Origin of the sequence: Asanoa sp. NPDC050611, from assembly GCF_040654855.1 — a bacterium.
GTDB lineage: Bacteria > Actinomycetota > Actinomycetes > Mycobacteriales > Micromonosporaceae > Asanoa.
In genome coordinates this window covers 1-8,483 of sequence record NZ_JBFAIU010000327.1, presented here as the reverse complement: position 1 = coordinate 8,483, position 8,483 = coordinate 1, and the positions used below count along the sequence as shown (strand labels likewise).

The following is an 8,483-nucleotide window of genomic DNA, read 5'->3' as shown; positions in this document are numbered from 1 at the left end:
GTTCGTCGCGGCCGCCTCCGCCGACGACCCCGCGCTGACCAACGCAATCGGCTACGCCATCCCCGGCGCCATCTTCTTCCTCATCGCCGCCATTCCCCCGAGGGCGGCCACCACGGCCACCAGGGCGGGCCATCCCACCAGCAGGCTGATCTGGTGCTGGGTGCTCAACCAGTGCCAGATGTCGCCCCACCAGCCCTGCCAGGTGATCAGCGCACCGAGCAGGCCGAAGACCAGGATCGCGGCGGCACCGGTGGCGAACAGGCCGTTGGTGCCGAAGCGCACGAACCAGATCGCCACGAACATCGTGACGAAGTTCAGGAAGAGCAGCGGCGCCGCGTACACGGCGATCTGCAGGAGTCCATTGGAGACATCGATGTACGGCACCCGGAAGAAGTGCAGCCCGATCCCGAACCCGTTGGTGCCGCCCTCGATCAGGTTCAGGATGTAGAGCAGCACCCCGTAGAGGATCGCCTGCGCGACGTTGACCAGCACGGTCGCCACGTAGAACGTGCGGCGGGTGACGCCCATCCCGAGCGCGAACGGGAAGATCTGGCTGATCGACACGGCCGCCGCGATCGCGGACACGACGTAGAGGCTGGACAGGCCGCCGGTGCTGGTCTTGCCCGGCGCCGCCTCGTCGATCGAGGCGAAGATCAGGATGTTGACGAGCAACGAGATGGCCATGATGGCCCACGGCCAGATGAACTGGTTCCACCAGACCACCGTGTGCAGCCGGGTGACGGCGAGAATGCGGTTCATCGGGCGGCGTTCCTTTCCATCGTCAGGCGCACGACGGCCTGCTGGAGCGAGACCGGCTCCAGGTCGATCCCGAGCTTCTTGGCGCGCAGCCGCTCGGCGTTGTCGAACGAGCCGCGCAGCGTGACCCGGACCGTGCCGCCGAGCTGTTCCCGGTGCAGCACCTCCCGGTCGGCCGCGAACTCGTCGACCACGGCCCCCGGGCCGGTCGCGTCCATCACCTCGCCGCGCAGTTCCTCGCTGGGCGCGTCGAGCAGCAGCCTGCCCTTGTCGAGCAGCAGCACGTGCTCGATCAGGTCGGCGACCTCGTCGATCAGGTGGGTGGAGAGCACGACCGTGCGCGGGTGCTCGGCGTAGTCGGCCAGCAGCCGGTCGTAGAAGAGCTGCCGGGCCACGGCGTCGAGACCGAGGTACGGCTCGTCGAAGAAGGTCAGCTCCGCCCGCGCGGCCAGGCCGACGGTCACGCCGAGGGCGGAGGTCATGCCGCGGGACAGCTTGCGCACGTCCCGCCGGCGCGGCAGGTTGAACTCGTCCACAAGGGACTGCGCGAACTCCTCGTCCCAGTTGGGGAACAGGCGGCCCGCCATCGTCAGCACGTGCTTCACCTTGTAGCCGCTGGGGTACTTCTGGCTCTCCTTGATGAAGGCCACCCGCATGAGCGCCTTCTCGTTCTCGTACGGGTGCTCGCCGAAGAGCCGCAGGTCGCCCGAGGTGACGCTGTTCTGCCCGGTGATGAGCTGCATCAGCGTGGTCTTGCCGGCGCCGTTGCGGCCGAGCAGACCGTAGATCGCGTTCTTCTCCAGCGTGAACGTGACGTCGTCGAGCGCGGTCACGTCACGGAAACGCTTCGTGAGGCCGGCTGCCGCCACGACACTCATCGCTGTTCCTCCCAGGTCTCGATCAGTTTCTTGAGTTCCTCGGTGCCGATGCCCAACTTGCGCGCCTCTTCGATGAGCGGCCGCACGTACTGGGCGGAGAAGTCGAGCCGGCGACGCTCCCTCAGCGTCTCGCGGGCTCCCGTCGCCACGAACATCCCGATTCCCCTGCGCTTGTAGATGGTTCCGTCATCGACCAGGCGGTTGATCCCTTTGGCCGCGGTCGCCGGATTGATCCGGTGGAACGCCGCCAGTTCGTTGGTGGACGGCACCTGGGACTCCTCCGCGAGCGTCCCGTCGATGATCGAGTTCTCGATCAGCTCCGCGATCTGGACGAAGATCGGCCGGTCGTCATCCATCGTCTCGGCTCGTTGGTTCATTACTCATGTAACTAACCATGCAACCGACGAACCCAGGGCGTCAAGTGGCAGCGGTCACAATCCTGGGGAATCTAGGAAGCCGTGAGCGTACGGCGGGCGCCCAGCGCGACCCGGTCGCGCAGCATGGTGTGTGCGGACCGGACCCGGGCCAGCTCGGCCGGGTCGAGGGTGGCGACGACGACCGCCTCCCCCTCGTCGGCCGCCCGGACCAGCGGCCGGCCCTCGGGGTCGTAGACGGCCGCGCCGCCGTTGAACGACCAGTCCCGGTCGCCGCCGACCGAGTTCGCGAACGCCACGTACATCGTGTTGTCCAGCGCGCGGGCGGCGTAGTAGACGTCGCGCCGGTGCGCCGAGCCCACCACGTAGCCGCTGGGCGCTAGGTAGCCGTGCGCGCCGTCGTCGGCCGCGGCCCGGCCGTGCTCGGGGAAGCAGCCGTCGTAGCAGATGCCCAGGCCGAGCCGCCAGCCGTCGAGCACCAGCGTCGCGCCGGTGGTGCCGGGCGTGAACAGCGCGTTCTCCTCGGGACCCCAGAGCAGTTGCTTGTCGTACGCGGATGTGGCGTCGCCGGCCCGGTCCACCAGCACGGCGGAGCAGGCGCGCCGGCCGTCCGCGTGCCGGACGGAAGCGCCGACGAGGACCACGACGGAGCGGTCGCGCGCCACGGATCGCAACGCGTCGAGCCGGCCGTCGCCGATCTCCCCGGCCGCATCGGCGGCCAGATCGGTCCGCGCGGGATCGGCGTGCAGGGTCGGCGGGTGGTACGCGCAGAGGAACAGCTCGGGGAGGACGACCAGCCGGGCACCGGCGTCGGCGGCCTCGCCGACCAGGCGCGCGGCGACCGTCGCGTTGCGTGCGACGTCGCCCGGCACCGGCGTCGCCTGCACCGCGGCGACGATCAACGGGGCCGGCGGGGTGTCCACGGCGGCATCCTACGACGAGAATCGATCGCGTGGAGGACGCCTTCTACCGGCCGACCGGCGACCCGTCCCGGTTCGAGTCGACGCCGCACACCCAGGGGCCCTGGGGTGCGGGCCTGCAGCACGCCGGCCCGCCCTCGGCGCTACTGGCCAGGGCGATCGAGGCGCTGCCCAGCACGCTGGCCGGCGAGGCCCACCTCGCCCGGCTGACCGTGGAGATCTTCGGTGCGGTGCCGGTCGACGAGCTGACCGTGACCGCGGCCGTGCTGCGGCCCGGCCGCTCGGTCGAGCTGGTCGAGGCGACGGCGGAAGCGGGCGGTCGCACGGTGCTCAGCGCCCGTGGCTGGCGGATCCGGCGCACCGAGCTGGAGCTGCCGCGCCCGGCCCGCCCGCGCCTGGAGCCGGCGCCGATGCGGCCCTCGGTGGCCAGCGTGTTCACCGACCCGGCGTGGCGGGTCGGCTACCTCGGCGCGGTCGAGTGGCGGTTCATCTCCGGGCACTTCGAGAAGCCCGGCCCCGCGCTGGTCTGGGCCCGGCCGCGGGTGCCGTTGGTGGCCGGCGAGGCGATGTCGCCGGTGCAGCGGCTGGTCGCGCTGGCCGACTCCGGCAACGGGCTGAGCCGGGTGCTCGACATGGCCGCCTGGTGGTTCATCAACACCGAGCTGAGCCTGCACCTGCACCGGCCGCCGGCCGGCGACTGGATGTGCGTGCGGGCGCGGACGACCCTGTCGGAAGGCGGCACGGGGCTCGCCACGACACTGCTCTACGACGACGGCGGCGCGGTGGGCCAGGGCGCCCAGGCCCTGCTGGTCGGGCCGCGGGCGTGACACGCAAGCCGTACGTACGGATTGCATCACGGACGGCCACCTGACACGATCGACACGTGCCCCGCGTGAGCCAGAACCAGCTCGACGCCCGCCGCCACGAGATCCTGGCGGCGGCGCGCGCGGCGTTCGCGCGCTACGGCTACGAGGGTGCCACGGTGCGGCGGCTGGAGGAGGAGACCGGGCTGTCCCGGGGCGCCATCTTCCACCATTTCCGTGACAAGGACTCGCTCTTCCTCGCGGTCGCCGAGGACGACGCCGCCGCGATGGTGGAGACGGTCGCCCGCAACGGCCTCGTCCAGGTCATGCGCGACCTGCTCGACCAGGCCGCGTCGCCGGACACGACCGGCTGGCTCGGCAGCCAGCTCGAGGTCTCCCGGCGGCTGCGCACCGACCCGGAGTTCGCCAAGCGCTGGGCGGTGCACTCCGCCGCCATCGCCGAGGCGACCCGCGACCGGCTCGCCCGCCAGCGCGCCGCCGGCGTGCTCCGCGAGGACGTCGACCTCGACGTGCTGGCCCAGTTCCTGGAGCTGGCGTACGACGGCCTCGTGCTCCACCTCGCGATGGGCCGCCCGGCCGGCGACCTGGGCAAGGTGCTCGACCTGGTCGAGGAGGCGGTCCGCCAGGCCAGCCGTCCGGTGCGCGACTAACCGGCTGGCGCGGAAGTCGCCTACCTCGACGAGGGACCGCGGAGACGCCTACCTGGCGCCGGGCCAGTCGCCGAGCTTCGCCACGTACCCGGCGGCCGCGACGGCGCTGGCCGTCGCCGTCGCCCTGTTCGGGCTGGCCGCGTGCGGCGGTTGCGGCGGCGACGGCTGCGGTGACTGATCGGGTGGCAGTTATCCCGCCGTTACCTCGACCGGGGTCACACGGTCTTACGGCCGGTGCCGGCGCGACTCCACAATGGGCGAAAGGGCGCCGCGTCGGGAAGTTGACCGAGGTCAGCCGGCATGGCGGGCCGCCTCCACAATGGGCTCAACGGCCCTGCGACCACGGGAGCACGCCATGACACTGGCCGCGTCCGGCGACACATGGGGGATCTCCGGTCCCACGTTCCTCGGGATCTACGTGGCGTTGGCGATCGTCGCCATCGTCGCCACCGCGATCATCCGATCGATGCTGTCCCGCGGGCCGGACGAGGGCTGGCCCAGCCTGACGCCCGAGCAGGCGGCCTTCCTCAACGGCGGCCCGATGCTGGCGCGCTACACCTCGCTCGGCGGCCTGCGCCGCGGCGGCGCCATCGGCGCGAACCCCGATCGCACCCTCGTGCCGACCGGACCGCTGCCGGCGGGCTCGACGCCGCTCGACACCGCCGTCTACAACGCCGCCGGCAAGCGGCTGCGCACCCGCAACCTGTCCGGCGACCCGTGGGTGTCGAGCGCGCTCGACGACATCCGGGCCGGCCTCGAGCGGGCCGGGCTGCTCGTGTCGCGGGAGCGGCGGCGGCTGTCCCGCGCCGCCGCGCTGCTGCTCCTGCCGGTGATCCTGCTCGGCGGCGCGCGGATCTCCGCCGGGCTCGAGCACGACCGGCCCGTCGGGTTCCTGATCCTGCTGGTCGTCGTCACGGCCATCTGGATGCTGATCAGCCTGACCCGGGCCAGGCACCGCACGAAGGCCGGCACGCGCGCGATCAAAGGGCTACGCAAGGAGCACGGCTACCTGGCCCCCGGTGAGGCGCCGAGCTACGCCACCTACGGCGCCGGCGCGACCGCGATGGGTGTCGCGCTGTACGGCGCGTCGACGCTGTACCTGCTCGACCCGGCGTTCGCCGCCGACGCGGAGATCAACCGGTCGGTCAGCGGCAGCTCGTCGGGCGACGGCGGCGCGGGCTACTCCGACAGCGGCGGCGGCAGCTCGTGCAGCGGTGGCAGCTCCTGCGGTGGTGGCGGCGGCTGCGGCGGTGGTGGCGGGTGCGGCGGCTAGCGGCGTCGTTCGAGGTCTCCGGCCCGGAGTTCCTCGCGTTCTTCATCGTGCTGGCCGCGCTCGCCTGCGGCGCCGTCGTACTGCTGCGCTGGAAGATCCTCCAGGGTCCGGCCGACGTGCGGCTCGAGAGCATCGGCCCGCAGGAGGCGGCGTTCCTCAACGGCGGGGTGGCGCTGGCGATCCTCACCTCGCTGGCCGGCCTGCGGCGGACGGGCGCGATCGGCACGCGGCCCGACGGGCGGCTGATGACGCCCGGCCCACTGCCCGCGGACCCGACCCCGCTGGACACGGCGATCCACGACGCGGCGCGCCGGCACGGAATGGCGCGCGATCTGGTCGACGACCCGGCGGTCGAGGAGGCGCTCGTCGACCTCTACGCCGGCGTCGACCGCCTCGGCCTGCTGCTGCCGCCCTGGCGGCGCCGGCTGGCCCGGTCGGCGGGGCTGTTGCTGCTGCCCGTGATCGTGCTCGGCGCGGTCCGGATCCGCTCGGGCGTCGCGCACGACCGGCCGATCGGCTGGGTGACCTTCGTCAGCATCCTCCTCCTCGTCGGCATGGTGGTGAGCGTGCGCCACGTACCGAAGGCGACCGGTTGGGCCCGGCAGGCCGTGGACGGGCTGAAGTTCCGCTACTTCCATCTGGCGCCGGAGCACGAGCCGAGCTTCGCGACCTACGATGTCCGCGACACGGCGATGGCCGTCGCGCTGTTCGGGGCGCCCTCCCTCTATCTGCTGGATGCGACGTTCGCCGCGGACGCGGGCGTCAGGCAGATGGTCGCCGCCACGACGATGGGGCCGACGGGCGCGGTCGGCAGCGAGGGTGCCTCCGGGTGCGGCGGCGGCTGCGGTGGAGGCGGCGGCGGTGGCGGTGGCGGCGATGGCGGTGGCGGCGGAGGTGGCGGATGATCGGGCAGCCGACCGGCGTCGGGATCGGCTGGCGGCCGGAGATCGCGGGGTTCGTGGCCGAGCTGCCGGGCCTGCGGTTCGTCGAGGTGGTCGCCGAGTCGGTGCACGACCACGCGCCGGTGCCGCGGGGGCTCACGGACCTGCGTGCGAAGGGCGTCGCGGTGGTGCCGCACGGCGTCAAGCTCTCCCTGGGTGGCGCGGAGCCGGTCGATCCGGCGCGGGTCACCCATCTCGCCACGGTCGCCGAGCGGCTCGACGCGCCGCTGGTCAGTGAGCACATCGCCTTCGTACGCGCGGGCGGTGTCGAGGCCGGTCACCTGCTGCCGCTCCCCCGCTCCCGGGAGGCGGTCGACGCGGTGGTGGCCAACGTCGCGCGTACGAAGGCCGAACTGTCCGTCCCGATCGCCCTCGAGCCGATCGCGGCGGTCTTCGACTGGCCCGACGACGAGCTGACCGAGGCGCAGTTCCTGACCGAGATCCTGGAGCGGACGGAGGCGCTGCTGCTGCTCGACATCGCCAACGTGTACGCGAACGCCCGCAACCGTGGCACCGACCCGCTGGCGCTGCTCGACGCGCTGCCGCTGGACCGGGTCGCCTACTGCCACGTGGCCGGCGGCGCGGAGGCGGCCGGCGTCTACCACGACACGCACACCCACGCGGTGCCGGAACCGGTGCTGGAGCTGGTGTCCGCGCTCTCCGCCCGGCACCGCCCGCCGGCACTGCTGCTGGAGCGCGACGGTGCGTACCCGGCCGCGGCGGTCCTGCGGGCCGAGCTCGACGCGATCGCGGCCGCCTCGGGCCATCCGGCGGTCACGTGAACGGCGGTCTGGCGGAGCGGCAGGCGGCGCTGGTCGCCGCGCTCACCGCGGGCGCGCCCGTACCCGCGGGGTTCGATCCCCGGCTCGTCGGTGTGGCGCGGCAGGCGCTGCTCCGGAAGCGGGCCGGCGAGGTGGCGCGGACCTGGCCGATGCTGGCGGCGGCGTACGGGGAGAGCTGGCGGGAGACGTTCGCCGCCTGGGCGGCGGCGCGGCCGACCAACGGCTCGCTGCGGGACGGGTGGGACCTGGCGCGATCGGCGTCGTTGTCCGGCGCGGCCGCCGCGGAGCTGGCGGGGCGGGAGGCGGCCTGGCGGTACGACGGCCGCAGCGCCCCCGTGCCGCGTGGCCGGCTGTCCGGGTGGGCCCGCCGGATCCCGCTCTGGGAGAGTGGACGGCTGTGGACGCGCTTTCGGTCGACGGACTGACCCGCCGGTTCGGCAACCTGGTGGTGCTGGACGGGGTCAGCTTCACCGTGCAGCCGGGCCAGGTCGGTGCCGTGCTGGGCGCCAACGGCTCCGGCAAGACGACGCTGCTGCGCTGCGTGGTCGGCGCCGACCGGCCCGACGAGGGCGTGGTCACCGTGGGCGGGCGGCGGATCTACGAGACCGACGCCTGGGCCCGGTCGATCATGGCGGCCGCGCTCGACGACATCGACTTCTTCCCCGACCTGTCGGTGGCCGAGCACCTGGCGCTGCTGGCGTACGCGCACGGCGACGGCGGCGACCCGGTCGAGGAGGTGCTGGCCGAGCTGGGCCTGGCGCCGGCCCGCGACCAGCTGCCGATCACGCTGTCCAGTGGCCAGCGCCGCCGCCTCGCGCTGGCGTCGTGCCTGGTCCGGCCCCGCCGGGTGCTGATCCTCGACGAGCCCGAGCAGCGCCTCGACGTGGACGGCCGGGCCTGGCTGACCGAACGGCTGCTGCGGGAGAAGGCCGCCGGCACGGCGGTGCTGATGGCGTCGCACGACGCGGAGCTGGTCGACGCCGTCGCCGACGTGCGGATCGGCATCGGCGGGTGTCAGGCCGCCGCCCGCCCCAGCCAGGCCGGAGCCCGGCTCGAAGCCGCCGAGGTCCGGGGTCGAGGGCTTT

11 protein-coding genes are annotated in these 8,483 nt (G+C 73.2%); 7 read left to right on the top strand and 4 right to left on the bottom strand.

What is annotated here, in order from left to right; translation table 11 throughout:
* Positions 1 to 51: 51 nt before the first annotated feature.
* The 4 genes from AB0H87_RS33575 to AB0H87_RS33560 all read right to left on the bottom strand — a co-directional run bounded on the left by AB0H87_RS33575 (position 52) and on the right by AB0H87_RS33560 (position 2,931).
* Positions 52 to 759, bottom strand: coding sequence for an ABC transporter permease (locus tag AB0H87_RS33575; RefSeq protein ID WP_360154972.1), 708 nt, complete (start codon positions 757 to 759; stop codon positions 52 to 54).
* Entirely contained in the window at positions 756 to 1,634 is an 879-nt protein-coding gene (locus AB0H87_RS33570; protein ID WP_360154969.1) for an ABC transporter ATP-binding protein, read from the bottom strand. The genes AB0H87_RS33575 and AB0H87_RS33570 overlap by 4 nt, the downstream gene beginning before the upstream one ends.
* On the bottom strand, positions 1,631 to 1,990 hold the full coding sequence (locus AB0H87_RS33565; RefSeq protein WP_360154966.1) for a GntR family transcriptional regulator: 360 nt from the start codon (positions 1,988 to 1,990) through the stop codon (positions 1,631 to 1,633). The genes AB0H87_RS33570 and AB0H87_RS33565 overlap by 4 nt, the downstream gene beginning before the upstream one ends.
* A 92-nt stretch (positions 1,991 to 2,082) precedes the next feature.
* Positions 2,083 to 2,931 (bottom strand): carbon-nitrogen hydrolase family protein, encoded by an 849-nt coding sequence (locus AB0H87_RS33560; RefSeq protein WP_360154963.1) that lies wholly within the window; start codon positions 2,929 to 2,931, stop codon positions 2,083 to 2,085.
* A 29-nt stretch (positions 2,932 to 2,960) separates the two neighbouring features.
* On the opposite strand from AB0H87_RS33560, the gene AB0H87_RS33555 reads away from it, so the two are divergent.
* The 7 genes from AB0H87_RS33555 to AB0H87_RS33525 all read left to right on the top strand — a co-directional run.
* Positions 2,961 to 3,755 (top strand): thioesterase family protein, encoded by a 795-nt coding sequence (locus AB0H87_RS33555; protein WP_360154960.1) that lies wholly within the window; start codon positions 2,961 to 2,963, stop codon positions 3,753 to 3,755.
* Between the two features lie 56 nt (positions 3,756 to 3,811).
* A complete protein-coding gene (locus AB0H87_RS33550) occupies positions 3,812 to 4,402 on the top strand; it encodes a TetR/AcrR family transcriptional regulator (RefSeq protein WP_360154957.1) in 591 nt (196 codons plus the stop codon).
* Positions 4,403 to 4,757: 355 nt separating this feature from the next.
* Positions 4,758 to 5,675, top strand: a complete 918-nt coding sequence (locus AB0H87_RS33545; protein ID WP_360154954.1) for a TIGR04222 domain-containing membrane protein — start codon at positions 4,758 to 4,760, stop codon at positions 5,673 to 5,675.
* On the top strand, positions 5,663 to 6,580 hold the full coding sequence (locus AB0H87_RS33540) for a TIGR04222 domain-containing membrane protein (RefSeq protein ID WP_360154951.1): 918 nt from the start codon (positions 5,663 to 5,665) through the stop codon (positions 6,578 to 6,580). Before AB0H87_RS33545 ends, AB0H87_RS33540 begins: the two co-directional genes overlap by 13 nt.
* A complete protein-coding gene (locus tag AB0H87_RS33535) occupies positions 6,577 to 7,398 on the top strand; it encodes a DUF692 domain-containing protein (RefSeq protein ID WP_360154948.1) in 822 nt (273 codons plus the stop codon). Before AB0H87_RS33540 ends, AB0H87_RS33535 begins: the two co-directional genes overlap by 4 nt.
* Entirely contained in the window at positions 7,395 to 7,823 is a 429-nt protein-coding gene (locus AB0H87_RS33530; protein ID WP_360154945.1) for a hypothetical protein, read from the top strand. Before AB0H87_RS33535 ends, AB0H87_RS33530 begins: the two co-directional genes overlap by 4 nt.
* On the top strand, positions 7,796 to 8,483 hold a 688-nt coding region (locus tag AB0H87_RS33525; RefSeq protein ID WP_360154942.1), incomplete at its 3' end, for an ABC transporter ATP-binding protein. The genes AB0H87_RS33530 and AB0H87_RS33525, both read left to right, overlap by 28 nt.